This is a genomic window from Geodermatophilus bullaregiensis (genome assembly GCF_016907675.1).
Taxonomy (GTDB): Bacteria; Actinomycetota; Actinomycetes; order Mycobacteriales; family Geodermatophilaceae; genus Geodermatophilus; species Geodermatophilus bullaregiensis.
In genome coordinates, this window is the sequence record NZ_JAFBCJ010000001.1 from 5,073,685 (window position 1) to 5,097,735 (window position 24,051).

At 75.7% G+C, this 24,051-nt stretch carries 25 protein-coding genes; 13 read left to right on the top strand and 12 right to left on the bottom strand.

The window, feature by feature from the left end; translation table 11 throughout:
• Positions 1 to 4: 4 nt before the first annotated feature.
• Positions 5 to 868: an alpha/beta hydrolase gene (locus JOD57_RS24320; protein WP_204694376.1), complete on the top strand. Its 864-nt coding sequence runs from the start codon at positions 5 to 7 to the stop codon at positions 866 to 868.
• 18 nt (positions 869 to 886) lie between these two features.
• On the opposite strand, the gene JOD57_RS24325 is transcribed toward JOD57_RS24320, so the two are convergent.
• Positions 887 to 1,273: a carboxymuconolactone decarboxylase family protein gene (locus tag JOD57_RS24325; RefSeq protein ID WP_204694377.1), complete on the bottom strand. Its 387-nt coding sequence runs from the start codon at positions 1,271 to 1,273 to the stop codon at positions 887 to 889.
• 173 nt (positions 1,274 to 1,446) lie between these two features.
• Here JOD57_RS24325 and JOD57_RS24330 point away from each other — a divergent pair, with 173 nt between their 5' ends.
• On the top strand, positions 1,447 to 1,785 hold the full coding sequence (locus JOD57_RS24330) for a hypothetical protein (protein WP_204694378.1): 339 nt from the start codon (positions 1,447 to 1,449) through the stop codon (positions 1,783 to 1,785).
• Positions 1,786 to 1,930: 145 nt separating this feature from the next.
• Here the strand turns inward: JOD57_RS24330 and JOD57_RS24335 are convergent, their stop codons facing one another.
• The 4 genes from JOD57_RS24335 to glgC form a co-directional block, all read right to left on the bottom strand.
• Positions 1,931 to 2,551, bottom strand: coding sequence for an antibiotic biosynthesis monooxygenase (locus JOD57_RS24335; RefSeq protein WP_204694379.1), 621 nt, complete (start codon positions 2,549 to 2,551; stop codon positions 1,931 to 1,933).
• Between the two features lie 134 nt (positions 2,552 to 2,685).
• On the bottom strand, positions 2,686 to 3,144 hold the full coding sequence (locus JOD57_RS24340; protein ID WP_204694380.1) for an RpiB/LacA/LacB family sugar-phosphate isomerase: 459 nt from the start codon (positions 3,142 to 3,144) through the stop codon (positions 2,686 to 2,688).
• A 32-nt stretch (positions 3,145 to 3,176) separates the two neighbouring features.
• Positions 3,177 to 4,604, bottom strand: coding sequence for a DUF2252 domain-containing protein (locus tag JOD57_RS24345; protein ID WP_307824914.1), 1,428 nt, complete (start codon positions 4,602 to 4,604; stop codon positions 3,177 to 3,179).
• A 131-nt stretch (positions 4,605 to 4,735) separates the two neighbouring features.
• The gene (gene glgC / locus JOD57_RS24350; protein WP_204694381.1) at positions 4,736 to 5,974 is read right to left on the bottom strand and encodes a glucose-1-phosphate adenylyltransferase; all 1,239 of its coding nucleotides are present in this window, start codon (positions 5,972 to 5,974) and stop codon (positions 4,736 to 4,738) included.
• 343 nt (positions 5,975 to 6,317) lie between these two features.
• Here glgC and JOD57_RS24355 point away from each other — a divergent pair, with 343 nt between their 5' ends.
• The 3 genes from JOD57_RS24355 to JOD57_RS24365 all read left to right on the top strand — a co-directional run bounded on the left by JOD57_RS24355 (position 6,318) and on the right by JOD57_RS24365 (position 9,400).
• Positions 6,318 to 7,262 carry an ROK family glucokinase gene (locus tag JOD57_RS24355; RefSeq protein ID WP_204694382.1) on the top strand — a complete coding sequence of 315 codons (945 nt, stop codon included), beginning with the start codon at positions 6,318 to 6,320 and terminating at the stop codon, positions 7,260 to 7,262.
• Positions 7,263 to 7,422: 160 nt separating this feature from the next.
• Complete coding sequence (locus tag JOD57_RS24360) at positions 7,423 to 8,823, top strand: sugar porter family MFS transporter (protein ID WP_307824915.1); 1,401 nt, start codon at positions 7,423 to 7,425, stop codon at positions 8,821 to 8,823.
• Positions 8,824 to 8,932: 109 nt separating this feature from the next.
• Positions 8,933 to 9,400, top strand: a complete 468-nt coding sequence (locus tag JOD57_RS24365; RefSeq protein ID WP_204694384.1) for a putative universal stress family protein — start codon at positions 8,933 to 8,935, stop codon at positions 9,398 to 9,400.
• 37 nt (positions 9,401 to 9,437) lie between these two features.
• On the opposite strand, the gene JOD57_RS24370 is transcribed toward JOD57_RS24365, so the two are convergent.
• Positions 9,438 to 9,635, bottom strand: coding sequence for a DUF6186 family protein (locus JOD57_RS24370; RefSeq protein ID WP_204694385.1), 198 nt, complete (start codon positions 9,633 to 9,635; stop codon positions 9,438 to 9,440).
• Positions 9,632 to 10,030: a hypothetical protein gene (locus tag JOD57_RS24375; RefSeq protein WP_307824916.1), complete on the bottom strand. Its 399-nt coding sequence runs from the start codon at positions 10,028 to 10,030 to the stop codon at positions 9,632 to 9,634. Before JOD57_RS24375 ends, JOD57_RS24370 begins: the two co-directional genes overlap by 4 nt.
• Positions 10,031 to 10,032: 2 nt before the next feature.
• On the opposite strand from JOD57_RS24375, the gene JOD57_RS27150 reads away from it, so the two are divergent.
• The 3 genes from JOD57_RS27150 to JOD57_RS24390 all read left to right on the top strand — a co-directional run bounded on the left by JOD57_RS27150 (position 10,033) and on the right by JOD57_RS24390 (position 13,059).
• Positions 10,033 to 10,749: a CPBP family intramembrane glutamic endopeptidase gene (locus JOD57_RS27150; protein WP_204694386.1), complete on the top strand. Its 717-nt coding sequence runs from the start codon at positions 10,033 to 10,035 to the stop codon at positions 10,747 to 10,749.
• 30 nt (positions 10,750 to 10,779) lie between these two features.
• Positions 10,780 to 11,496, top strand: coding sequence for a GDSL-type esterase/lipase family protein (locus JOD57_RS24385; protein WP_204694387.1), 717 nt, complete (start codon positions 10,780 to 10,782; stop codon positions 11,494 to 11,496).
• Between the two features lie 69 nt (positions 11,497 to 11,565).
• Complete coding sequence (locus JOD57_RS24390; protein ID WP_204694388.1) at positions 11,566 to 13,059, top strand: carboxylesterase/lipase family protein; 1,494 nt, start codon at positions 11,566 to 11,568, stop codon at positions 13,057 to 13,059.
• 25 nt (positions 13,060 to 13,084) lie between these two features.
• Here the strand turns inward: JOD57_RS24390 and JOD57_RS24395 are convergent, their stop codons facing one another.
• The 3 genes from JOD57_RS24395 to JOD57_RS24405 all read right to left on the bottom strand — a co-directional run bounded on the left by JOD57_RS24395 (position 13,085) and on the right by JOD57_RS24405 (position 17,216).
• Positions 13,085 to 14,734 (bottom strand): amidohydrolase, encoded by a 1,650-nt coding sequence (locus JOD57_RS24395; RefSeq protein ID WP_204694389.1) that lies wholly within the window; start codon positions 14,732 to 14,734, stop codon positions 13,085 to 13,087.
• Between the two features lie 27 nt (positions 14,735 to 14,761).
• The gene (locus JOD57_RS24400) at positions 14,762 to 15,577 is read right to left on the bottom strand and encodes an alpha/beta fold hydrolase (RefSeq protein WP_204694390.1); all 816 of its coding nucleotides are present in this window, start codon (positions 15,575 to 15,577) and stop codon (positions 14,762 to 14,764) included.
• Between the two features lie 121 nt (positions 15,578 to 15,698).
• Positions 15,699 to 17,216, bottom strand: a complete 1,518-nt coding sequence (locus JOD57_RS24405) for a flavin-containing monooxygenase (protein WP_204694391.1) — start codon at positions 17,214 to 17,216, stop codon at positions 15,699 to 15,701.
• A gap of 401 nt (positions 17,217 to 17,617) precedes the next feature.
• On the opposite strand from JOD57_RS24405, the gene JOD57_RS24410 reads away from it, so the two are divergent.
• Both JOD57_RS24410 and JOD57_RS24415 read left to right on the top strand, forming a co-directional pair.
• Entirely contained in the window at positions 17,618 to 17,845 is a 228-nt protein-coding gene (locus JOD57_RS24410) for a hypothetical protein (RefSeq protein ID WP_307824918.1), read from the top strand.
• A gap of 77 nt (positions 17,846 to 17,922) precedes the next feature.
• Complete coding sequence (locus JOD57_RS24415) at positions 17,923 to 18,702, top strand: AfsR/SARP family transcriptional regulator (protein WP_204694393.1); 780 nt, start codon at positions 17,923 to 17,925, stop codon at positions 18,700 to 18,702.
• A 229-nt stretch (positions 18,703 to 18,931) separates the two neighbouring features.
• Here JOD57_RS24415 and JOD57_RS24420 read toward each other — a convergent pair whose 3' ends face one another.
• A complete protein-coding gene (locus JOD57_RS24420) occupies positions 18,932 to 20,248 on the bottom strand; it encodes a Dyp-type peroxidase (RefSeq protein ID WP_204694394.1) in 1,317 nt (438 codons plus the stop codon).
• Positions 20,249 to 20,260: 12 nt separating this feature from the next.
• Positions 20,261 to 20,716 carry a hypothetical protein gene (locus JOD57_RS24425; protein WP_204694395.1) on the bottom strand — a complete coding sequence of 152 codons (456 nt, stop codon included), beginning with the start codon at positions 20,714 to 20,716 and terminating at the stop codon, positions 20,261 to 20,263.
• A 306-nt stretch (positions 20,717 to 21,022) separates the two neighbouring features.
• Here JOD57_RS24425 and JOD57_RS27155 point away from each other — a divergent pair, with 306 nt between their 5' ends.
• The 3 genes from JOD57_RS27155 to JOD57_RS24440 all read left to right on the top strand — a co-directional run bounded on the left by JOD57_RS27155 (position 21,023) and on the right by JOD57_RS24440 (position 23,799).
• Positions 21,023 to 21,637 (top strand): AfsR/SARP family transcriptional regulator, encoded by a 615-nt coding sequence (locus JOD57_RS27155; RefSeq protein WP_307824920.1) that lies wholly within the window; start codon positions 21,023 to 21,025, stop codon positions 21,635 to 21,637.
• A 151-nt stretch (positions 21,638 to 21,788) separates the two neighbouring features.
• Positions 21,789 to 22,571 (top strand): AfsR/SARP family transcriptional regulator, encoded by a 783-nt coding sequence (locus JOD57_RS24435; RefSeq protein WP_204694396.1) that lies wholly within the window; start codon positions 21,789 to 21,791, stop codon positions 22,569 to 22,571.
• A gap of 100 nt (positions 22,572 to 22,671) precedes the next feature.
• A complete protein-coding gene (locus JOD57_RS24440; protein WP_204694397.1) occupies positions 22,672 to 23,799 on the top strand; it encodes a T6SS phospholipase effector Tle1-like catalytic domain-containing protein in 1,128 nt (375 codons plus the stop codon).
• The last annotated feature ends 252 nt before the right edge of the window (positions 23,800 to 24,051 follow it).

Sequence of the window (24,051 nt, forward strand, 5' to 3'; positions counted from 1 at the left end):
GCGGATGGCCGGCACCGGCGCTCCCCGTCCGCGACGGCGGGCCCTGCGCTCGGTGCTCCGCGCGGCGCTGGTCGTCGCGGTCGTGTTCGCTGTCCTGGTGGGTCTGCTGTGGAGCGTGCAGCGGCGCCTGGTCTACCTCCCGGGCGGCGGTCCCCTGCCCGCGGCTGCCGACGCCGTCCCCGGCGGCCGGGACGTCCGGCTGGCCACCGCCGACGGCCTCACGCTGGGCGCCTGGTTCGTCCCCGGCCCGGCCGCCGACGCGCCCGCCGTCCTCGTGGCGAACGGCAACGGCGGGCACCGGGGCCTGCGCGCGCCGCTGGCGCGGGCGCTGTCGTCGGCCGGGCTGGCGGTGCTGCTGTTCGACTACCGCGGCTACGGGGGCAACCCCGGCAGCCCCAGCGAGGCGGGGCTCGCCCTCGACGTCCGGGCCGCGCGCAGCTGGCTGCTGGAGGAGGCCGCCGTCCCCGAGGAGCGGCTCCTGTACCTCGGGGAGAGCCTGGGCTGCGCCGTCGTCACCGAGCTGGCCGTCGAGCACCCGCCGGCCGGGCTGCTGCTGCGGTCCCCCTTCGTCGACCTGGCCGCCGTCGGCCGCGAGCACTACCCGTTCCTGCCGGTCCGGGCGCTGCTGCGCGACCGCTACCCGGTCGCCGAGCAGGTCGCCCGGGTGCGGGCGCCCACGACGGTCGTGTACGGCGGCGCGGACACGATCGTCCCGCCGGCGCAGAGCCGGCGGGTGGCCGACGCCGCCGCGCAGCTGCACCGCCGGGTCGAGGTGCCCGGCGCCGACCACAACGACGCCGTCCTGCTCGACGGCGAGGCCCTGGTGGACGCCGTCGTCGAGCTCGCCGCGCTGGCCGGCGGTCGGTGACCCGGTGCGCCGCCCGGCTCAGCTCACCGCAGACCCGTGCGGGTCGCCGTCCTGGGCGGGTGCGGCCGCCTCCGCGAACTCCCGGTAGGCGGCGAAGGCGCGCGGACCGTAGACCGTGCCCGGTCCGCCGGTCATGGCGATGGTGACGCCGAGCGCCTCGGCGACCTCCTCCGGTGTCGCGCCGGTGCGGGCGGCGCCGCGGGCGTGCGACGCGATGCAGCCGTCGCACTCCTTGCTGACCGCGATCGCCAGGGCGATCAGCTCCTTGGTCTTCTCGTCCAGCGCACCGGGCGCGTACGCGGCGGCGTGCATCCTGCGGTAGCCGTCGTAGACCTCCGGGATGGCCCGGCGTAGCGCGCGGGACGGCTCGCGCAGCTCCTCCTGTACCGCGTGGCCGTAGCTCATCCACCGATGCTGGCACCGCGCCGCCGCTCCGGCGCGGCGACGACGGCGACGTCCACCACGGCGACGGACACGGCGACGGACACGCCGTGCCGGCACCGTGCCGGTGGACGTGCCCGGCCGGGCGACCCACCATGGGGAGGACGGCACGGCGGGTGCTGTCCCCGGGAGGACGCGTGACCGACCTCGAGCCTGTCGAACCCGACGCCGTCCTGCCCCGGGCGGCGCGCCCCGTCGTGCACCCGGCGGCGGGGTCGTCGGGGAGCCGCGCGGTCGTCGCCGCGGGGATCCGCGCCCTCGCCGGCGGGCCGCTCCTCCCGGTGGCGGCGCTCGCCGTCACGGCGGTCACGGCGGCCCGGGTGGCGGCGGCGATCGCCCGCCTGGCCCGGGGCCACGCGACGCCGGCCGGGCCCGCGGTCGTCGGCCGCGTCCCGGGAGCGCCGGCGCCGGGCGCGACCCAGGTCTCCACGCTCCAGGTCTCGTGGACCCAGGTCGAGGTCCGGTGGCGCTGGTGACCGGTCGCCTCGTCGGCTGACCCGTCGCCTCGTCGACGACGAGAGGCCCGGCCGCACGACTCCCGCGACGGATCGGCGAGGAGCCCGCGGAGATCGCGCGACCGGACCGCGCAGCAGGGCCCGGGGACCTGCTGGGGCGTGCCGGTCAGACGGTCTCGGGTACCCGCAGGTGGGCCAGGGCGAGATCGAACTCGGCGACCTCGAGGACCTCCACCCCCATCCGGCTCGCGAACTCCTCGCGCAGCGTCGTGAACTGGTCGCGGGTGCCCGCCATCGCCTCGCGGTCCTCGAAGACGACCGCGGAGGCGCACCGGCCGTCCCGGCGGTCGACCATGAGGCTGTTGCTGCAGAACCCGGGTGTCTGCTCCCACCAGGGCATCAGGCTCTCCCGGTAGGCGTCGGTCACCCGGTCCAGGTGCGCGGGGTCGGTCCGGGCCCAGGTCACCCGCGCGCAGGCGCCGTCCCCGGCCCGGTGCGCCCGGTGCAGGACGGCGATCTCCCACTCCTGGACCTCGGGCGTGGCACCGAACCTCTCGGCCGCGCGTTCCCGGGACGCGCGGACCCGGTCGGCGCCCGCCTGCATCGCGTCCGCGGTCTCCCACGCGCTGGTGACGATGCACCGACCGGTGTCCGGGTCGCTCAGGACCGAGAGACCGGTGCAGCCGTCGAGCTGGGTGACCATCGGCATGACGTCGTCGCGGACGAAGGCGACGACGTCGTCGACGGCCTCCGGCCGGACTCGCACGGTGGTGGATCGGGCGTACATGCCACCACTCCTCCCTGGGAACGGCGACGCCCCTGCGGCACCGCCGCGCGGCCCACTGTGCTCTCCTCCCCGGCCCCGGACAACGGCCGAGGCCGCCCCGTGTCGGGACACCCGGCGCCCGCCGGGACGTCCCGTCACGGGTCTCGCCGGACGTGCCTCTCGGCGATCTCCCGCACCTTGTCCACGCGCACGGCGTACCGCGGGACGTCGGCGAGGAAGTCGGTCGTCAGCCAGGCCCGCACCGTCTCGAGAGCGAGACCCGATCCGATGACCTTCGCGCCCAGGCACAGGACGTTCGTGTCGGAGTGCGAGCGGGCGAGTGTGGCGCAGAACGGGTCCTGGCACACCGCCGCGTACACGCCGGGGACCTTGTTCGCGATCAGCGCGCTGCCGTAGCCGACCCCGTCGACGAAGACGCCCCGGTCGAACCGGGCGTCACCGACGGCCAGCGCCGCGGGGTAGACGAAGTCCGACAGATCGCACGCCGTGCTGTCCCCGGTGCCGAAGTCGGTGACGTCGTGCCCGGCGAGGAGCTCCTTGACCTCCTCCTTCAGCGACCAGCCCGCGTGGTCACCCGCCACCGCGATCCGCATGCCAGCTCCTCTCCCGTGTGACGACGGTCCCCTCAGATGCCGGTCTCGGCCGGCAGGACGCCCCGCTGGACGGCCCGCACCAGGTCGGCGTGGTCGCGCTCGGTCTGGTCGGCGTACGCGCGGGCGAACCGGGACAGGGCCCGGCGCACCTTCGTGCCGCCTCCCAGGTAGCCCGCGATCATCGACGCCCCGCTGGTCCGGGCGTGCCCCTTGGCCAGCAGGTACCCGCAGATGCCCGCGTAGGAGACCAGCGCGCCGGCGTCGATGCCGGCCACGGTGATCGCGCCCTTCATGTCCCGGAACTGGCGGACGTAGTACTGGACGTCACCGACGCTCGTCCAGCCGAGGAGCGGGTCGCTCACCGTCTGCACCGCCTGCTGGTACTCCACGACGCGCTGGCCCTGGTGGGCGTGCCACGCCGACTCGCCGTGCACGAACGGCGCGACCACCGAGCGCCGGGCCTGCTTGAGCTGGAGGAAGAGCACGTCGTCGGTGCTGCTGCCCTCGCAGAGCGCCACCCACGCGCGGAGCCCCACGGAGCCGACGCCGACCACCTTGTGGGCGATGTCGACCAGGCGGTAGCCCCCCACCACCCGGGCCCAGTGCGGGGGCAGCGTGGTCAGGTAGGCGTCCAGCGCCTCGGCCAGCTGCTCCGCCTCGGCCGGCTGCGGTCGGGTGAGCAGCGGTGGTTCGGTGACGATCCGGCGGGCACCCTCGCGCTCCTCGGTGATCCGGGGCAGCGCCCGGTCACCCGTGCGCCGGCGGGCCCGCCGGGCCGACGTCTCGATCTCGGCCCGCAGACCCGTTCCGGGCGCCGTCCGCAGCAACCGGGCCACGTCCAGGTGCTCGTACGAGCGGGCGAGCAGCGGCTGCTCGGCCAGTGCGGCGACCTGCAGGCGGTACTCCTCGACGCACCGCTCCACCGCCTCACCGCACGCGGTCTCCGCCGCCCCGTTCTCCCGGCCCGCCACCCAGACGCTCGTGGTGAGCCGGCGCAGGTCCCACTCCCACGCCCCCGGGTGCGCCTCGTCGAAGTCGTTGAGGTCGAACACGAGGTCGCGCTCGGGGGAGGCGTAGAACCCGAAGTTGCCGAGGTGCGCGTCGCCGCACACGACCGGCGTGATCCCGGTGGCCGGCAACGCGGCGAAGTCCACGGCGTGCACGGTGGCCGCTCCCCGCAGGAAGGCGTAGGGGGAGGCGATCATCCGCCCGACGCGCACGGGGACCAGCCGGTCCAGCCGCCCCTCGTGGGAGCGGGCGACCTGGTCGACGACGTCCGGACGGTCGGGTGCGGGAGCCCAGTCCCCGAGTGCGGAGCGTGGTGCGCTGCGGCGCAGCTGACGGCCGAGCGCGTAGCGCGCCGCGCGCGGCGGGGCGCTGTGCCGCAACGAGGAGAAGCCGCGGTCGTCGGCCGACGCGAGGACGGTGTGCGTCCGCCGCCCCGCCCGGATCCCGGTCACGCGAGGAGCCTCGCAGGGGGACGGACCAGGGACCAGGGACCGGCCGATGCCCGCTGCCACCCGGGCCGGAGGTCCCGCTCCCGGGGGCCGACCCGGCCGCACCTGGTCCGGACCTGCTGCCGTGTCGGCGGCTACTCCAGGATCTCCCGTCCCTTGCCGACGACGGTGATGCCGGCCTCCGAGACGACGAGGCCGCGGGCGCGGTCGTCCTCCTGGTCGACGCCGATCTCGACGCCCTCGCCGATGCGGACGTTCTTGTCGACGATCGCGTCGCGGACCACGGCCCGGCGGCCGACGTGCGTGCCGTCCAGGACCACCGACCGCTCGACGGACGCCCAGCTGTGCACGACGACACCGGGGGAGAGCACCGACCCGCGCACACAGCCGCCGGAGACGATGACGCCGTTGGACACGATGCTGTTGATCGCCCGGCCGACCCGGTCGCCGTCGTCGTGCACGAACTTCGCCGGTGGCCGGGACGGGATGTGGGTGAGGATCGGCCAGCGCTCGTTGTAGAGGTCGAACGCCGGGGTCTCCGCGCACAGGTCCATGTGTGCGTCGAAGTAGGAGTCCAGCGTGCCGACGTCACGCCAGTAGCGCTCGGTGCCGGGCTCCTCCCCGGGGATCTGGTTGGTCGTGAAGTCGTGGACCTGCGCCGCGCCCTGTCCCACGAGCATCGGGACGATGTCGCCGCCCATGTCGTGCTTGCTGTCCTCGTCGGCGGCGTCGGTGCGCAGCGCGTCGAGCAGCGCCTCGGTGCTGAAGACGTAGTTGCCCATGGACGCGAAGGTCTCGTCGGGGCGGCCGGGCAGCGCGGGCGGGTCGGCGGGCTTCTCCAGGAACGCCTCGATCCGCCGTCCGTCGTCCGCGGTCTGGATGACGCCGAAGGCGGTGGCCTCGCGGCGGGGGACCGGGATGCCCGCGACCGTCACCCCGGCGCCCCCGTCGAGGTGCTGGCGCCACATCTGGCCCGGGTCCATGCGGTAGACGTGGTCGGCGCCGAAGACGACGACGAGGTCGGGGCGCTCGTCGTTGATCAGGTTCAGCGACTGGAAGATCGCGTCGGCCGAACCGGTGTACCAGCGCGGGCCGAGGCGCTGCTGGGCCGGCACCGTGGTGACGTAGTTGCCGAGCAGGTTCGACAGTCGCCACGTCGTGGTGATGTGCCGGTCGAGGCTGTGGCTCTTGTACTGCGTGAGCACGGCGATCTTGAGGATGCCGGCGTTGACGAGGTTGGACAGCGCGAAGTCGATCAGCCGGTACAGGCCGCCGAAGGGCACGGCGGGCTTGGCCCGGTCCTCGGTCAGCGGCGCGAGCCGTTTCCCCGCACCGCCGGCCAGCACGATGCCCAGGATCCTCGTGGCCGCCATCCCACACCTCCTGATCCGCCCCTCGGGGGGCGTCGGTGACCGGTCGTCCCCGTGGCGGACGGACGCCTGCGGTCCCGGCTGCGGACGGGCGAGCGCCGTGAGCTGGGGCACATCATGCTCGTGCGGGGACCGGCACCGGAACCGGGGCGCGGTCGTCCGTGGGGAGCCGCCGCAGCCGGTCGTGCCGGGGCGCCCGGTCCGACCACCACGGAGACGGAGCAGTGGCCCGGCGGCGCGACCCGGCCGCGGATCGGGAGCACCCGCTCCGGTGGCGTCGGGCACGACCAGGGAGCAGAGTCGTCCGTGATCTGGCTCACCCCGCACCCGGACCAGAGGGGCGACCGTGGCACTCGCGATCGGCGTCGACATCGGGGGAACCAAGGTCGCGGCCGGGGTGGTGGACGAGCGGGGTGTCATCGTCGCCACCTCCCGACGTGACACGCCGTCCCAGGACCCGGCGAAGATCGAGGAGATCATCGGGGACGTCGTGCGGGAGCTGCAGGCCGCGCACGAGGTCGAGGCGGTGGGTGTCGGAGCGGCCGGCTTCGTCGATGCGGCCCGCTCCACCGTGGTCTTCGCCCCCAACCTGGCCTGGCGGGACGAGCCGCTGCGGACCGCCGTCGAGGCGCGGTGCGGCTTGCCCGTCGTCGTGGAGAACGACGCCAACGCGGCAGCCTGGGCGGAGGCCCGGTTCGGTGCCGGGCGGGGTGAGGGCTACCTCGTCATCCTGACCCTCGGCACCGGGTTGGGGGGTGGCCTGGTGGTCGACGGCCAGCTCTACCGGGGACGGCTCGGCATCGCGGGGGAGTTCGGCCACCTCACCGTGGAGCCCGGGGGCCGGCGCTGCGGCTGTGGCGGCCGGGGCTGCTGGGAGCGCTACGCGAGTGGCCGGGCGCTGGTCCGTGAGGCGCAGGAGCTGGCCTCGATCTCACCCGCCATCGCCGGCCGGCTGCTGGAGCTGGCCGGCGGGCGGCCGGAGGCGATCACCGGGCTCGCGGTCACCCAGGCGGCACAGGACGGCGACGAGGCGGCCCTCGAGGCGTTCCGGGTGGTCGGCACCTGGCTCGGACACGGCATGGCCAGCCTCGCCGCCGTCCTCGACCCGGGCGTGTTCGTCCTCGGCGGTGGGGTGTCGGCCGCGGGGGAGCTGGTGCGCGAGCCGGCCGCGCGCACGCTGCACGAGCGGATCACCGCCCGGGCGTACCGGGAGGTGCCGGGCGTCCGGCTCGCCGAGCTCGGTCCGGAGGCGGGCATCGTCGGCGCCGCGGACCTCGCGCGGCGCCGGTGAGACAGCGCGGGGGAACGGCACGCGGGGGACGGCAGGGCCAGGCGGCACAGGGTGTGGCGCGCGGGGGACGGCGGAGGGGGATCCGGTGAGCGAGCACGGTTCATTCGATGAGAGCGCGTCCATCTACGACGACACGGACACGGGGAGCGGACGCAGTGCGGTGCGGATCGCGTCCGTGGCGGCGCTGGGTGGTTTCCTCTTCGGCTACGACAGCGCGGTGATCAACGGCGCCGTCGCCGCCATCGAGGACCGGTTCGACGTCGCCGCCGGGCCACTGGGCTTCGCCGTGGCCTCGGCGCTGCTGGGGGCCGCGGCCGGCGCGCTGACGGCCGGGAAGTTCGCCGACCGCTTCGGGCGGCTGTTCACGATGAAGGTCGCCGCCGTCCTGTTCTTCGCCAGCGCGCTGGTCACCGGGTTCGCCCCCAACCTCGCGATCCTGGTCTTCGGCCGGATCGTCGGCGGTATCGGTGTCGGCGTCGCGTCCGTCATCGCCCCGGCCTACATCGCGGAGGTCGCGCCGGCCCGGATCCGCGGTCGCCTGGGGTCGCTGCAGCAGCTCGCCATCGTCAGCGGCATCTTCCTGTCCCTGCTGGTGGACTTCGCCTTCGCCAGCGCCGCGGGCGGATCGCGCAACGAGTTCTGGTTCGGCCTCGAGGCCTGGCGGTGGATGTTCCTCGCCATGGCCGTCCCGGCCGTGGTCTACGGCGTGCTGACCCTGACCATCCCCGAGTCGCCGCGGTACCTCATCGCCACCCACCGGATCCCGGAGGCGCGGCGGATCCTCAGCACCCTGCTGGGGGAGCGGGGCCTCGACATCAAGATCGAGCGGATCCGGGAGACGATGGAGCGGGAGACGCGGCCGTCGTGGGCCGACCTCCGCGCTCCGCGGTCCGGTCTCCTCCCGATCGTCTGGGTGGGCCTGGGTCTGTCGGTCTTCCAGCAGTTCGTCGGGATCAACGTGATCTTCTACTACTCGAGCGTCCTGTGGCAGGCCGTCGGCTTCAGCGAGAGCGGCTCGTTGGTCATCACGGTCATCACGTCCGTGGTGAACATCGCGACCACGCTGATCGCCATCGCCAGCGTCGACCGCTTCGGCCGGCGGCCGCTGCTGCTCATCGGCTCGGTCGGGATGGCGGTCACCCTCGGCACGCTGGCGGTCGTCTTCGGCACCGCACCGCTGAACGCCGAGGGCGCCCCGGTGCTGTCGGACGTCACCGGGCCCATCGCGCTGATCGCGGCGAACCTCTTCGTGGTCGCGTTCGGCATGTCGTGGGGGCCGGTGGTGTGGGTGCTGCTGGGGGAGGCGTTCCCGAACCGGATCCGCGCCGCAGCGCTGGCCTTCGCCGCGTGCATGCAGTGGGTGGCCAACTGGCTGATCACGGTGAGCTTCCCGTCGCTCTCGGACATCTCCCTCAGCCTGGCGTACGGCCTCTACACCGTCTTCGCGGTGCTCTCCCTCATCTTCGTGCTGCGCTGGGTGCGGGAGACCAAGGGCGTGGAGCTGGAGGACATGCACGGCGACACCAGTGCCGTGGCCGCCGACGTCCGTCGCCCCGGCTGACGACCGCACCCACGGTCGAGCCGCCGGAGCGCGTGCGAACACGTGGTCCGGCGGCTCGCGGGTCCCTAGACTCCGATCCCCGGGAGGTCGACGCACGGAGGTCGATCAGATGCGCAGGTATCTCGTGGTCGCGAACCAGACCCTGGGCGGGCGGGAGCTCCGGGAGGAGATCCGCCAGCGGGTGGCGGCGGGGGACTCGTCCTTCTACGTGCTCGTGCCCGACACCCGCGCGGCCAACTACCACGTCGTGCCGGCGGCCGGCGGCCTCGTGCCCATGCCGAGCCTGGCCACCAGCTACGGCGGGCCCGGGACCGACGAGGAGGCGACGGAGGAGGCCCGGGGGCGGCTGTCCCGGATGCTGGCCGAGCTCGCCGAGCTGGGTGTCGAGGCCGAGGGGCACCTGGGGAACCCCCATCCGCTGGAGGCCGTCCAGGAGGCCCTCAGGGACCACGACTTCGACGAGGTCATCGTGGCGACCCTGCCCAAGCGGATCTCGCGCTGGCTCGGCTCGGACGTCCCGCACCAGATCGAGCGCCGCTTCGGTCTGCCGGTCACGACGGTCGTCGGTCGCGCCTGACCGGTCGGGGACCGGCGGCGCGTTCCCGCCGACGGTCTCAGCGGGCCAGGAGGTGCACGCCGAGCCACAGCCAGGCGAGCAGGACGGCGGCGCGACCGGCAGCGGTCCGCATGGCGGCGCCCACCGCCTGGGCCGCGGTCGCCGGGCCGGGTCGGCAGCGGGCCCAGGCCTCGACGGCCAGCCCGGCGAGGAGCAGGCACACGACCCCGGCGACGCCCGCCGCGGTGCCGCTCACCGGGCCCGTGCCCGGCGGCGGGGGCGGGCGAGCAGCCAGGCCCCGGCGGCCAGCCAGCACACGGTGGCCGCGCCGCGCAGCACCGGGTGCGCGAGGAGGGGATCGGCCAGGTCGCTCACCGTCGGCACGTCGTCGTCGGCCAGGGTCACCAGCTCCCACGACCCGGCCGCCGTGAGCCACCCGAGCCACGGCAGGCCGCGCCGGCCCACCGGCGGGGCCGCCTCACCGGACCGCCGCACCAGCCCCAGACCGGCCACGACCGCGCCGGCGGTCCCGACGGCGACGAGCGCGGCCGCGGACAGCTCGCCCCCGACCGCGACCACGGCTGCGACCCCGGCCGCGACCACGGCCACCGCCACGGACGTGGACCGGCGCGCCACGGGGAAGGACCTCACCCGTGCATGCTCGCCCACCCGGCCGTGCGAGAGCCCTCGCGTTCGCCGCACCGCTCGTCCTCGTCCTCGGCGCGTGGAACAACGTCGTCGTCCCGCGGCTGCCCGGCCTCCCCGGGTCCTACGTGCCGGTCAACGTGGCGGCGACGGTCGTGCTGCTCGTGGCGGCCCGCGCCGCCGGCCTCTCCTGGCGGGACCTGGGTCTCGACCGGCGGCGGCTGACGGTCGGACTGCGGTGGGGCGGGCTGCCCGCCGCCGTGGTGGCCGCGGGCTGTGCGGCCGGTCTGGCGATCCCGGCGGTCCGGCCGCTGTTCGCCGACGCGCGGCTCGCCGGGGCCGACGGCGGTGAGGTCGCGTACCAGGTGCTGGTGCGCATCCCGCTCGGCACGGTCCTGTGGGAGGAGGTCGCGTTCCGCGGCGTGCTGCTCGCGGCCCTGGCCCGGCTCGTGTCCCTGCCCGCCGCGACCGCGGCCGCGGCGGTGGTCTTCGGGTTCTGGCACGTCCGTCCCACGCTGAGCGCGGTGGCGGCCAACGACCTGGTCGACGGGCCGGTCCTGCGGGGTCTCGCCGTGGTCCTCGGCTGCGCGGTCACGGCCGCGGCGGGGGTCCTGTTCACCTGGCTGCGGCTGCGGAGCGGCAGCCTGCTGGCACCCGTCCTGCTGCACCTCGCGACGAACACCCTGGGCACTCTCGCGGCGGCCGCGGCGCACCGCCTCGGGTGAGGGCCCGGGGACCGCGCGCAGGATGTCCCCGTGCCCGCCGCCCCGCCGTGCTACGTCGCCCTCGGCGACTCCATCTCCATCGACGACTACGCGGGCGGCCCCGGGCGGGGAGGCGCCGGCCTGCTGTTCCGCAACCGCGACGACGACTTCCCCGACTGGCGCGGCCGTGACCTCCTGTCCCTGGACCCGGCGACGACGTTCGCGTTGCTGGCCACGGACGGCGCGACGACCCGCACGCTCCTGCAGGCCCAGCTGCCCCGTCTCCGGGCGCTGCCGGCACGGCCCACGCTGGTCACCCTCACGATCGGTGGCAACGACCTGCTGTCGGTGTACGGGGACACGGCCGGGGCCCTCGAGGTGGTCCCCCGCGTGGCGGCGGCCGTCGACGCGGCCCTGGCCGAGCTCGCCGGTCCCCTGGCGCCGGGTGGACGGGTCGTCGTCGGCACCGTCTACGACCCGAGCGACGGGACCGGGGACGCCGCCGCCCTGGGGCTGCCGCCTTGGCCCGACGCCGTCGCGGCCATCGGCGGGCTCAACGAGGCGCTGCGCGGTGTCGCGGCGCGCCACGGTGCCGCGGTCGCCGACGTCGCCGGGGCCTTCCACGGCCACGGGCTCCGCGCGGGCGACCCGTCGCAGCACGCGGCACGGCCGGCGCAGCGGCGACTGTGGTTCTGCGACGTCATCGAGCCGAACGCCTGGGGGGCGGGAGGAGTCCGGGCGGCGTTCTGGGCGGCGCTGCACGCCTGACCCGGCCGCCACGGCCCTGCCGGCCGGCCCGGAGTGGCCCCCGCGCCCGCGCGGCGCCAGGGTGGCGGGGTGAGCACGGAGTCCACGGTCTCGACCAGCAGCGGCGCGGTGCGCGGCACCGAGCGCGACGGGGTGCACGCCTTCCTCGGCATCCCCTACGCCGCCCCGCCCTTCGGCCCGCGGCGGTTCGCCGCCCCGCAGCCGGCGCTACCCTGGGAGGGCGTGCGCCCGGCCACCGAGTACGGGCCGACGGTGCCCAAGCCGCCCTACGCCCCGCCCTACGACGTGCTGCTGCCCGAGCCGGTCATCCCCGGCGAGGACTGCCTCAACCTCAACGTCTGGACCCCCGACCCCGGCGGCTCCGGGCTGCCGGTGTTCGTGTGGATCCACGGCGGCGCGTTCGTCAACGGCTCCGGCGCGGTGCCGGTCTACGACGGCACCGCCTTCGCCCGCGACGGCGTCGTCTGCGTGACGATCAACTACCGGCTCGGCGTCGACGGGTTCGCGCACTTCGCCGACGACGGCCCGCCCAACCGCGGCCTGCTCGACCAGGTGGCCGCGCTGCGCTGGGTGCAGGAGAACGTGGCCGCGTTCGGCGGCGACCCGGCCCGGGTCACCGTGGGCGGGGAGTCCGCCGGCGCCATGAGCGTGGGCTCCCTGCTCGCGATGCCGTCGGCGCGGGGGCTGTTCGGCCGGGCGGTGCTGCAGAGCGGCGCCGGTCACCACGCGCTCACCCCGGCCACGGCGACCCGGATCTGCGGCTACCTCGCCGAGCGGCTGGCCGTGCCGCCGACGCGGGAGGCGCTGGCCGCCGTCCCGGTCCCCGACCTGATCGCCGCCCAGCAGGGACTGGCCGCGGAGATCGCGGTCATGCCCGACCCCGGCCGCTTCGGCGAGGTGGCGGCCAACCTCTTGGCGTTCGAACCGGTCGTCGACGGCGAGGTCCTGCCCGACCTGCCGATCCGGGCGGTCGCGGCAGGCTCGGCCCGCGACGTCGCCGTGCTGGTCGGTGCGAACCGCGACGAGCAGCGGCTGTTCCTCGTGCCCAACGGCGTCGTCGACATGGTGAACGACCAGCTGCTCGGGCTCGCGATCGCCGGGTACGGGCTGCCGGCCGACCGGGCGCTCGAGGTCTACGGCGCGGCCCGCCCGGGCGCGACGCCGGGCGAGCTGCTGGCCGACGTCGCCACCGACTGGTTCTTCCGGCTGCCGGCCATCCGGCTGGCCGAGGCGCAGGCCCCCGGCGGGCGGACCTGGGTCTACGAGTTCTCCTGGCCCTCACCCCAGTTCGGCGGCCGGCTCGGCGCCTGTCACGCCCTCGAGCTCGGCTTCACCTTCGACACGCTGGCGCACGAGGCGCACGGCGCCCTGACCGGCGGGGTCGCACCGCCGGAGCTGGCCGACGCGATGCACGGCGCGTGGGTCCGGTTCGTCACCGACGGCGACCCGGGCTGGGCGCCCTACGACGTGCCGCGCCGGCCGGTGCAGGACTTCGGCGCGCAGGTGCGGCTGGTCGAGGACCCGCGGGGCGAGCAGCGCGCGCTGTGGGAGGGCGTCCGCTGAACCGGGCGGGACGCCGCCGCGGACCTCAGGAGACGCGCAGGTCGCCGGCCCCGAACTCGGGCACCCCGCCGACGACGGTGGCCACCACCGGGACGTCGGCGATCCGGGCGGGGTCGACCGCGGACAGGTCCTCGCCGAGCACCACCAGGTCGGCCAGCAGCCCGCGCGCGAGGCGACCCTTCTCGTGCTCCTGGTGGTCGGCGTAGGCCGAGCCGTACGTGTAGGCGTGCAGCGCCTCCTCGACGGTGAGCGCCTCCTCCGGGGTGAACGGCTGCCCGGAGCCGGTGCGCCGGTTGACCAGGTCGTGGATGCCCAGCAGCGGGGCGCCCCGCACCACGGGGCAGTCCGAGCTGCCCGGCACGACGATGCCGGCGTCGAGGAAGCTCCGCTGCCGGTAGCACAGCCGGCTGCGCTCGGGCCCCAGCGCCTGCAGCATGCCGTCCCCGATCTCGCCCACGAAGTGCCCCTGCGGCACCGGGACGACGCCGAGCGCGGCCATGCGGGCGACCTGGTCGTCGCCGGTGACGCCGGCGTGCTCGACGCGGTGCCGCACGCCGGGGCGGGGGAAGCGGCGCTGCGCGTCCTCGTAGGCGTCCAGGACGACGTCGAGCGCGGCGTCCCCGATCGCGTGCGTGGCGACCTGCCAGCCGTGGGCGTGCGCGGCCACGATCCGCTCGTGCAGGGTCGCCGCCTCCTCCACCAGGAAGCCGGCGGCGCCGGGCGGGTCGGCGTAGGGCTCGCGCATCGCCGCGGTCCGGCCGATGAGCGAGCCGTCGGAGAACACCTTCACCGCGCCGACGCGCACCCACTCGTCGCCCAGCCCGGTCCGCACGCCGAGGTCCAGGCCGAACCACGGGTGCCCCGGCTCGACGTCGCCGGTCTCGTGGAGGGTGTCGATCGCCGGCATCAGCGTGGCCCGCACGCGCAGGACCCCGCGCTCGCGGGCGGTGAGGAACGCGGCCAGGTCGGCGGGGCCGTTGCCCGCCAGGCCGGCGCAGATGCCCGGCTCGGTGATGCTGGTGGTGCCCTCGGACAGCGCCACGTCGCTCGCCATCCCGATCCCGCGGACCCAGTCCTCGAACGGCTCCGGGCGCAGGACCGCCTGCGCCAGCTCCTGGGCCCGCTCGGCGAGCAGTCCGTCCGGACGGCCCCGGTCGTCGCGCGCGACGCGCCCGCCGGGCACGTCCGGCACGGCGTCGAGGTCGGCCAGGCCCGCCCGGCGGAAGCCCTCGGTGCTGAGCACTCCCATGTGCCCGGAGTTGTGCGTCAGCCAGACCGGCCGGCCCCCGGCGGCCCGGTCGAGGGCCTCGCGGGTGGGGTGCCCGCCGATCTTGTTCTGGTCGTAGCCGTGCCCGAGGACCCACGCGCCGGCCTCCAGTGACGCGGCGCGCTCGGCCACCCGCGCGTACAGCTCGTCGAGGCCGGCGACGCCGGGGGAGGTCAGGTCGACCTGGCGCAGCCGCTGCCCGCGCATGCTCAGGTGGTGGTGGGCGTCGTGGAACCCGGGGACGACGGGAGCCCCGCGCAGGTCGACGACGGTGTCGGCGGTGCACCCGTCGAGGTCGTCGTCGAGGCCCGCGACCCGCCCCCGCCACACACCCAGCCGGCGGGCGCGCGGTCGGTCCGGGTCGCCCGTGGTGATGTCGCCGTCGACGTAGAGCGCGTCCAGCCGCACCGCGCGTCCTCCTCGTCCGCCGGGGCGTCAGTGCCGCACAGGGTGGGCGCTCAGGAAGTCGGTGACGATCCGGACCAGGTCCTCCGGGCGCTCGAGGTGCATCCCGTGACTCGAGCCCGGGCCGGTGACGAGCTCGAAGCGGGCACCCGGGACGCCCTCGGCGACGGCCTTCGCCTGCCAGGGCGGGGTCAGCAGGTCCTGCTCGCCGACGACCACCAGGGTGGGTGCGGTGATGTCCCCGAGCCGGTCGAGCGTGTCGTGCGCCAGGTCGGCGTCCCACTGCTCGGTGGTCACCTGCATCTGCGCCTCGTCCTGCGGGAAGGCGGGCAGCAGCGGTGCGAGCAGCTCGGCGAAGTCCGGGTGGTCGAGCAGCTGGGGTGAGAAGGCGATGCCGGCGACGGTCAGTGCCGCCTCCACGTCCCGGACCGCGTAGGGCAGCCGGAGCGCGGCGAGGACGGCCCGCTGGAAGCCGTCGCACCGTCCCCAGGTGGCGTACATGACCGTGCTCGCCACCTGCTCGGGGTGGCTGAGCGCCAGCTCCTGCGCGATGGCGGAGCCGAGCGACCACCCCATGACGTGGGCCCGCGGCACGTCGAGCGCGTGCAGCAGGGCCGAGGCGTCCTCGGCCAGGGAGGCGACGCTGATCGGCCCCTCGCCCCGCTCGCTGCCGCCCAGCCCGCGGTTGTCGAAGGCGATCACCCGGTACCGCTCGGACAGCCGCGGGACCACCTCGCCCCACAGCGGGATCGACCCCGACGTCCCCATGACCAGCAGCAGCGGGTCGCCCTCGCCGCTGGTCTCGTAGTTGAGCGTGACTCCGGTCCGGCAGGCCGTCTGCGGCATGGCGAGCTCCTCGCTGAGCTGGGACGGCGAGCCTGGCAGGCGGGGCCGCCCACCGACAAGACCTCCGGGGGACGGCCGTCGGCTCCCGTGCCGGCGGCCGTCCCCCGGAGGTCGGCGGGGATCAGCGGTAGACCAGCGTCCCGTCCTCGAGGTCGGCCTTCGGCAGGATCTCCGCCTCCTCCGCGTGCTCGAGCATGTGGGTCCACGGCTCGCGGTCGCCCTGCTTGAACAGGACGTGCTGCGAGCGCAGGACGTAGCCGGCGTTGAAGTTCTCCGGGTCCGACCACGGCCGCAGCTGCATGCCCGCGTCCTCCGGCCGCAGCGTCGGGACCACCATGGTGGCGCCCTTGGTCTCCATGAGCTCGAGCAGCCGGACCACCAGGTCGCACACCAGGTCCACCCGCAACGTCCAGCTGTGCCGGAAGTAGCCGAAGACGTAGGCCATGTTCGGCACGCCGCTGATCATGATGCCGCGCCAGGTGACCCGCTCCGGGAAGACGACCGGCTCGCCGTCCACGCTGAACTCGACGTCGCCGAAGGCCGACAGGTCGAAGCCGGTGGCGGAGACGACGACGTCGGCCTGGAGCTCCTCGCCGGAGCCGACCCGGATCCCGGTCTCGGTGAAGGTCTCGATGGTGTCCGTGACGATCGAGGCCTTCCCCTCGCGCAGCGCCGCGAACAGGTCACCCTCCGGGACGATGGCGATGCGCTGCTGCCACGGGCGGTAGCGGGGCGTGAAGTGCTTCTCGACGTCGAAGCCCTCGGGCAGCAGCGGGCGCATCGACTCCATCAGGAACGCGTGCAGCTCGTCGGGCGCCTCGTGCGACATCCGCGCCAGCTCGTTGAACTGGGCGCTGTAGGCCCGGCGCAGGATCTCGTGCGTCCAGTCCTCGGGGATGTCGAGCGAGCGGAGGGTCACGGCGAGCTCGTGCGTGACCGGCGGGGCCAGGAAGTAGGAGGGGGAGCGCTGCAGCATCGTCACGTGCGCCGCCTCCTGGGCGATCGCCGGGATCAGCGTGGCGGCCGTGGACCCGGAGCCGATGACGACGACGCGCTTGCCGGTGAGGTCGAGGTCCTCGGGCCACTGCTGCGGGTGCACGACCAGCCCCTGGAACCGGTCCATGCCCTCCCACCGCGGCCGGTGGGGCCGGCTGTGGTTGTAGTAGCCCTGGCACATCCACAGGAAGTCGGTGCTGAACCGCAGCTGCTCCCCGGTGTCGCCGCGGGAGACCTCCACGGTCCACCGGCGGTCCTCGGTGGACCAGCTCGCCGCGGTGACCCGGTGGTGGTAGCGGATGTGGCCGCCGAGGTCGTCCTCGGCGATGACCTCGTCGAGGTAGTCGAGGATCTCCCCGCCCGCGGCGATCGACGGGCCGCGCCAGGGCTTGAACCGGTAGCCGTAGGTGAACAGGTCGCTGTCGGACCGCACGCCCGGGTACCGGTGGGTCCACCAGGTCCCGCCGCGGTTGTCCTGTGCGTCCAGGATGACGAGGCTCCGGTCGGGGAATCGTTCGCGCAGGTGGTGGGCGGCGCCGATGCCGGACACCCCGGCTCCGACGACGAGGACGTCGACGTGGCCGGCGTCCTCGACGTCCGGGTGACCCTGCTCGGCGGCCTTCGTGGGTGCGGTCGTCGTCATGACGCGGACCTCCGTGGGGCGAGGAGTGGTGCGGGTCACACTATGTCCAGCGGCTGCGCCCGTCGCGACCACGGCGACCCGGCGCGCCGCGTGCCCGGCGCGGGTGACGCCGTCGTGGGGAGCCGGTGCCCGGGTCTCCGTGACCGCCCGGTGACGGGTGGCTGCGCGGCTCCCGCGATCGGAGGGGCGGCCGTGCGGCCACCCGTCCGACCGCGGCGTGGGGGACCGGCGGTGCGGGTGCCCGCGACGGGTGGGCCCCCACCTCGACGGACACCCCCCGGTCGGGGGAGTGCACCGCTCGGGGTCACGAGTCAGGATGGGGCCCCGCGATCATGACGACTCGTGGGCGACGGGCCGCCCGCTGGGGCGGGCCGCAGGGACGACCCCGATGGACGGTGACCGTGGACGGCGACCGCAGCGCCGCACTGCTCGTCCGCGTCTGGCTCGAGGACGGCGCCCCGGCCTTCCGCGGCCGGCTGACGACCGTGGACACCTCGCCGGGCCGGCGCGGGACACAGGAGGCCACCGTGGCCCTGGCCTCGTCCCCCGACGACGTCCTCGACGCGGTGCGTGCCTGGCTGGACGCGTTCCTCCGCGACGCGGGAAACCCGATTGACAGCGACGGGTGAGCCGCCGACGATCACCAGCCGTCGGTACCTGAGCTCTCCCCGTCACCACACCGACGGCTCCCCGAGGGGGATGCCCCGTGACCCTCGCACCTCCCACCCGGGTGACCCTGCTCGACGGCTTCGCGCTCCGGCTGGGGGACGACACCGGGGTGCCGCTGCGCGACCTGCCGCGCGCGGTCCAGCGCCTCGTCGCCCGCCTGAGCCTGTCGCGCTGCCCCGACCGGAACGCGATCGCCGGCCAGCTGTGGCCCGACGTGCCCGAGGACCACGCGCACGGCAGCCTGCGGTCGGCGCTGTGGCGCCTGAGGCGGGTGGCGCCCGGGACCGTCGAGGTGTCGGGGGGCTCGGTGTCCCTCGCCGCCGGTGTGCGCGTCGACGTCCGCGAGCTGGAGACGTGGGCGTCGCTGGTCCTCGACCCGCGCGTCCGCGGGGAGGACCTCGCGCTGCCGGGACAGGCACTGCGCGGGGTGCTCCTCCCCGGCTGGGACGAGGAGTGGGTGCTGCTCGAGCGTGAGCGGCTGCGCCAGCTGCGGATGCACGCGCTCGAGGCCCTGGCCGACGAGCTCGTCGTCGCCGGGCGGTTCGGCGAGGCCGCCGAGGCCGCCTACGCCGCGGTGCACGAGGAACCGCTCCGGGAGAGCGCGCACCGTGCCGTCGTGCGGGTCCACCTGGCCGAGGGCAACACCGCCGAGGCGTGCCGTGCCTACGAGGCGTTCCGGGAGGTGCTCGCCGACACCCTGGGGGTCGCGCCGACGCCGTCCATGATCGGCCTCCTCAGCCCCGGCCGCTTCCCGGCGCACGACGCCGTGGCGGCGCGGGCGCAGCAGGCGCGGGCGCGGGGAGCGCGGCGGAGCTGACCCGCGCGACTCCCCGGCCGGCGACTCACAGCGGTGTGCCGATGGGTCGGCGGCCGTGGCCTCCGACGCCGGCGGTGACGTGCGCTGAGGGCTCGTCCCGGAGACCACGATGCGCCGTGGGCGCACACTGCTGCAGGTCCGGCTCCCCACCGTGGTCAGCCGACCGGCACCAGCTCCCGCCGGCGTCCGAGCCCGGGCCAGCACCGGGCAACCAGTGCGCACACCGCTGTCACAGGCCGGCGAGGTGGCCGATCGCGGTGACGCTCGGGAGGAAGCAGTAGGCACCGCCGCGGGTGGTGACCAGCCGGGGCAGGTCGGTGAGCTCGGCCCGCCCGCCGCCGGGGACGGCGAGGGGCATCCGGCCGCCGGCGCCGAGGAAGGGGTCCTGGGTCCGTCCCAGGCCCGGCGCGAACCGGCCGTCGTTGGCCCACTGGCCCATCACGAACTCGAACTGGTCGCGCAGGCTCACCCCGATGAACAGCCCCAGCAGCCCGCGGTCGTGCCCGTCGCGGGGGTGGGCGGGGTCGTAGGGCGGGCCGTAGGTCAGCCCGCGCCGCACGATCCGGTGCTGGTGCCCGCCGTTGCCGGCCACGCGGGAGTCCCGCGGGTTCATCCGCCGGACGTGCGACCCGATCGGGCAGCGCTCGCCCCTCGGGTCCGCGGCGTAGCCGAAGTCGTTCAGCCGCTCCGGCGGCACCGGCGGCACGGGCGAGCCGGTGTCCGGGGAGAGGACCAGGGGGGTCCCGTCGCGCCAGCGCCCGCACAGCCGCGCGGCGACGAGCTCCGGTGACGCGCCGGTGCGGCGGGACTGCTCGGCGAGCAGGTCGTGGAAGGCGTCGACGTCCTGGGCCAGCACGCGGAACGCCGCGAAGCTGCCGTTGCGGCCCAGCGCCGGCGGAGCCGGCACCGGGTAGGTGAAGTCGCGGAACTGGCTGGGGTGACCCAGGACGAAGGCGCCCGCCGGCGCCACGGGGAGCCGGTCGGGCGGTCCCGGTGGGGGCGCGCCGGAGACCGTGGGCTGCGAGATCCCGTCGACGTAGCCGAAGTGGTCCACCCGGTCGCCCAGCAGGGCGGCGTCGAGCCGGCACAGCTCGGTCAGCCCCGGGGCGGTCCCGGCCAGCAGGTCGTCGGTGACCCGCTCCACCGCCGCGGAGGACTGCCCGAACAGCGAGACCAGCAGGTGCAGCCCCGGGTCCCGGAAGACGGGCAGCCAGTGCTCGGGGGCGCTCGGGCCGACGTCGCCCACCCGGTCCGCCCGGGCCCGCGCGCCCGCGGTGAACTCCTCCGGGAAGGTCGCCAGCGACTCCTCGGGGACCCCGAGGGCGCGCAGGCCGCCGGCGGTCACCGCCAGGTTGAGGCAGCAGTCGGGCTTCTCGGTCCACGGCGTCCCGGTCGTGACCTGGGGTCGGCGCGGGTCCCCGTCGACGAGGGAGCCGAGCAGCTCCCGGCCGGCGGCGGGGGAGTCCACCCGCAGCGCCAGGTGGCGCGCGCGGGGCATCGTGTACCCGCGCAGGACGACGCCCTGGACGTCGGCGAGGTCGAGCACCGGGACCTCGCGTCAGCTGCCGCTGTCCGCGGCGAGGACGTCGAGCACCGTCCGGTCCGGGTAGGCGCTGTAGAACGGCGGCAGGCACCGCAGGTCGTGGCGGCGCACGTAGTCGAGGAACTCCTCGCGGTGGCGCTGCACGGGCAGCGGCGGGGCGCCGTCCACGTGCTGCAGCAGGTCGTTGAAGACGTCCCCGATGTGGTCGACGAACTCGTTGATGTACACGTCGAACTCGCCGTCGTAGGTCGTGATCACGGCGAGCCGGTCCGCGTCGAGGAAGACGAAGCGCGCGAAGTGCACGGTGGCGATCGCGTCGAGGGCCGTCACCACCGGGTTCTCCTCGCGGGGCAGGGACTGCAGCGCCTCGAGCTTCGCCTGCAGCGCCCGGCGGTCGTCGGGCGAGCGCACGCCCATGACCAGCGTGAGTGGGCTCTGCACCGGGTCGTCGGCGGTCCGCGTCGCGGTCACCTGCGCCACCTCGTCTCGTCGTGCGCCGTGCCGTCCGTCCGGGCCGACCCTCCCGGCCGGGCGTCACCGCGGCGTCACGGCGGGCCGTCCCCGGCTCCGGTGTATCAGCGGCCCCCGGCACCCCTCTGCTCGTCGACGTCGGCACTCACGATCGGGGACGCCCATGGACCAGCTCCTGCGTGCCGCTCCGGACAGCGGACGGCGCGTCACCCTGCTCGACGGCTTCAGCGTCCTGGACGGCCGGATCGCGGACCGGCCGGTCGACGAGGAGCTGCCCCGGGCGGCGCAGCGCGTGGTGGCCCACCTGTGCCTGGGGCCGGCCGCCCGGCGCGCACGGCGGTGTCGGGCTCGCTGTGGCCCGACGTCCCCGAGGACAGGGCGCAGGCCAACCTGCGGTCCGCGCTGTGGCGGCTGCGCAGGTCCGCCCCGGGGCTGGTGGAGGTGTCGGGCGGCACCCTGCGGCTCGCGGTCGGCGTGCGGACCGACGTGCGGGAGCTGCGCACCTGGGTCGAGCGCGCCTGCGACCCCCGGGCCGGCGGCGACCGGGTGACGCTGCCGCACCCGGCGCTGCTGGGCGACCTGCTCCCCGGCTGGTACGACGACTGGGTCCTGCTGGAGCGGGACCGGCTCGCCCAGCTGCGGCTGCGCGCGCTGGAGACCGTGGCCGGCCGCCTCGCCGCCGCCGGCCGGCACGGGGAGGCGCTGCAGGCCGCGTACCTGGCGATCCGGTCCGAGCCGCTGCGGGAGAGCGCCCACCGCACCGTCGTGCGCGTGCACCTCGCCGAGGGCAACCTCGCCGAGGCGCTCCGCGCCCACGACGTCTTCCGGGACCTGTTGCGCGACGAGCTCGGCGTGCCGCCGACGGAGCAGATGACCCAGCTGGTCCGAGGCGCCGCCCGGCTGCGGCGGGCGGCCTCCTGACGGTGGGACGACGGCCGTCGTCCCGGTCCGGGCGCGGTCAGGGTCCAACGTCCATTGACGTCCACCCGGCGTGTCGGAACGATTCGTCCTCACCACCACACCACCTGCCAGGACCCACCGACCGCCCGGACGAGGGCTCGAGAGGGGCCTCATGAACGCACGCGTCTCCCTGCTCGACGGCTTCCGGGTCTCCGTGGACGACGCCCGCGCGGAGACGACGGTGGGCGGCCTGCCGCACGGTGTCCAGCGGCTGATCGCGCACCTGGGCCTGAGCGGCCGCCCGGCCCGCGGGGCGGTCGCCGGCCAGCTGTGGCCGGAGGTCCCCGAGTCGCACGCCCACGGCAGCCTGCGCTCCGCCCTGTGGCGCGTGCAGAAGGCGGTGCCGGGGCTGGTGGACGTGTCCGGGGGCGCGGTGGCGCTGGCGCGGGGGGTGCGCGTCGACGTCCGCGAACTCGTCGACTGGGCGCGCGCGGTCCTCGACCCGGGGACCCGGGTCGAGCGCATCGCCACGCCCGCGGCGGCGCTGGCCGGTGAGCTGCTCCCGGGCTGGTACGACGACTGGGTCCTGCTCGAGCGGGAGCGGTTGCGCCAGCTGCGCATGCACGCGCTCGAGGTGCTGGCCGACCGGCTGGTGCTCGCCGGCCGCTACGGCGAGGCGGTGCAGGCCGCCTACGAGGCCGCCCGGGACGAGCCGCTGCGCGAGAGCGCGCACCGGGCGATCGTCCGGGTGCACCTCGCCGAGGGCAACCTCGCCGAGGCGATGCGCGCCTACACCACCTTCCGGGACGCGCTGGCCCGCGAGCTCGGCGTCCCGCCGACCCGCCAGATGGAGGACCTGGTGTCCCGGTGGCAGGTGCGCGTCGTCGTCGGCGGCCCGGGCGTCCCGGGGCCGCGACCGGGGGCCCGCACGACCGCCGGGGCGCCGGGCGCGTGACCCGGCCCTGCGGCGGGCGGCGGTGACGGCGCCGTGACGCGGCGGCTCCTAGTGTCCGCGACCTGCCCCTCGGGGGACGCGACCAGCGGAGGAGAGGCCCGTGCCCAAGCGTCTGGTGCTGTGCTGCGACGGCACCTGGAACACCGCCGACCAGGAGCGTGACGGCCGGCCCTGCCCCACGAACGTCACCAAGGTCGCCCTCGCGGTCGACGACCGGGGGGAGGACGGCGTCGAGCAGCGGGTCTACTACCAGCGGGGGGTCGGGACCAAGCCGGGCGAGCGGCTCCGGGGCGGGGCCTTCGGCGTGGGCCTCTCGCGCAACGTGCAGGACGCCTACCGCTTCGTCGTGGAGCACTACGACCCCGGCGACGAGCTGTTCTTCCTCGGCTTCAGCCGCGGGGCCTACACCGCCCGCAGCACGGTCGGGCTGATCCGCAACTGCGGCGTCCTGCGGCGCGAGCACGCCGGCCGGCTGAAGGAGGCCCACACCCTGTACCGGTCCCGGGCGGTGCGCCCGCGTGACCTCGAGTCGCAGCTGTTCCGGCGGTCCTACAGCCACGAACCGCGGATCCGCTTCCTCGGCGTGTGGGACACCGTGGGCTCCCTCGGCATCCCGTCGGTCGGACTGGGGCTGTCGCGGATCGCCAACCGCCGGCTGGAGTTCCACGACACCCGGCTGAGCAGCACGGTCGACGCCGCCTACCAGGCGCTGGCCGTCGACGAGCGGCGCCGGCCCTTCGCCCCGACCCTCTGGGACCGCCGGTCGGTCGCCGGGCGCGCGCAGGTGGAGCAGGTCTGGTTCACCGGCGACCACTGCGACGTCGGCGGGGGGCACCGGGAGTCGGAGCTGGCCGACATCGCGCTGCTGTGGATGGTCGACCGCGCCCGCTCGTGCGGCCTGGGGTTCCGCGACGACGCCTTCCGCCGGTCCGGGGACGGCGGCCCCGCGGCCTACGACGGCCGGACCTTCCCGGTGGACCCCGATCCCCTGGGCCGCCTGCACGACTCGCGGAGGTGGGCCTTCCGCCTGCTGCGGCCCCACTCGCGGGCCATCGGCCAGGAGGACCCGTCCTCGGAGTCGGTCGCGGCCAGCGCGGTCCGGCGGCACGAGCTGCTGGGTGAGGAGTACGCGCCCCGCGGCCTGCTCGCCTACCTGGCCGGGAGCCCCCGGGTCACCGACGTGCCGGGGAGCGGGACCCGCCAGGAGGAGCCCGCGCTCACCCGCTGACCGCGGAGGCCGGACCCGGCGTCAGGGGAGGAGCCGCTGCGGACGGGCAGCCGCCGCCGGAGACCGCCCGCCGCGCCCGCCGGGAGCCGCGTGACGGTGTCGTGGTGCGGCGCCGCCCACCCCGGCGTCGTCCGCGCCGCCGGGCCACGGCGGGGGAGGACGGCGAGGGCGGGAGCCACGAGGGCGCCGCGGGCCGGTGCCGGCGGCACCGGCCCGGCCGCCGGTGGGGTGACGGCGCGTTGACGGGCCGGT

Coding starts and splice junctions, on each gene's coding strand:
- JOD57_RS24400 (WP_204694390.1), bottom strand. CDS start 15,577: ATGCCGCAGACGGCCTGCCGGACCGGAGTCACGCTCAACTACGAGACC.
- glgC (WP_204694381.1), bottom strand. CDS start 5,974: ATGGCGGCCACGAGGATCCTGGGCATCGTGCTGGCCGGCGGTGCGGGG.
- JOD57_RS24340 (WP_204694380.1), bottom strand. CDS start 3,144: ATGCGGATCGCGGTGGCGGGTGACCACGCGGGCTGGTCGCTGAAGGAG.
- JOD57_RS24320 (WP_204694376.1), top strand. CDS start 5: ATGGCCGGCACCGGCGCTCCCCGTCCGCGACGGCGGGCCCTGCGCTCG.
- JOD57_RS24325 (WP_204694377.1), bottom strand. CDS start 1,273: ATGAGCTACGGCCACGCGGTACAGGAGGAGCTGCGCGAGCCGTCCCGC.
- JOD57_RS24365 (WP_204694384.1), top strand. CDS start 8,933: ATGCGCAGGTATCTCGTGGTCGCGAACCAGACCCTGGGCGGGCGGGAG.
- JOD57_RS24435 (WP_204694396.1), top strand. CDS start 21,789: ATGAACGCACGCGTCTCCCTGCTCGACGGCTTCCGGGTCTCCGTGGAC.
- JOD57_RS24405 (WP_204694391.1), bottom strand. CDS start 17,216: ATGACGACGACCGCACCCACGAAGGCCGCCGAGCAGGGTCACCCGGAC.
- JOD57_RS24335 (WP_204694379.1), bottom strand. CDS start 2,551: ATGTACGCCCGATCCACCACCGTGCGAGTCCGGCCGGAGGCCGTCGAC.